The sequence below is a fragment of the Sutterella massiliensis genome (assembly GCF_016899755.1).
In the GTDB taxonomy this organism is placed as follows: Bacteria; Pseudomonadota; Gammaproteobacteria; order Burkholderiales; family Burkholderiaceae_F; genus Sutterella; species Sutterella massiliensis.
In genome coordinates this window covers 1-527 of record NZ_JACJJC010000247.1, presented here as the reverse complement: position 1 = coordinate 527, position 527 = coordinate 1, and the positions used below count along the sequence as shown (strand labels likewise).

1 protein-coding gene is annotated in these 527 nt (G+C 42.9%); it reads left to right on the top strand.

Annotation, left to right across the window (positions count from 1 at the left end):
- Positions 1–527: hypothetical protein (locus H6A60_RS12400; protein WP_205105079.1), on the top strand; the 527-nt coding region annotated here is incomplete at both ends.

The window sequence follows — 527 nt, the reverse complement described above, 5'->3', positions numbered from 1 at the left end:
AGGTAAAGACAGAAAAAGAAGAGCGTGGAAAAATTTCTGTTCTCGCTCTTCGAAGACGAGAGGGTTCGTTCTGGGACTTTACCGAAGAGGCTGAAGCTGTAGTTTCGAGTATCAATAGTAAAAAGCATGCCATCCATTTTGTCGGTTTAAATAAATTGAATGAGGAAAAACTCGAAAATTTCTTCGCACCTAGCAATTGTACTCAACAAAAGCTACGTTTAGGTGATGCCGTCCGTTTGCGATATATAGAGGGTGAGAAGAATCTTGTTGTTTCGGTAGAAAAGACAAAAGGAATTCCGAACACGCGACTCTTGAAGAAGACCTATTCTACGGTTGCATTTATCGCTCCGAACCGTGCTTTCGGTAAGCTTGACAACGATGTTTTCCTGAGCAACATGATTCTTAAAAACAACGTTGATATCACCGAGAATTCGACGATCACAGGAGTCTCCGTTCCAAGCTACGACCGAAAAAAAGGTGTCTGGGGATGGACTCTCCTTTTTCCTGAATCGGTCGAAAACCCTGCC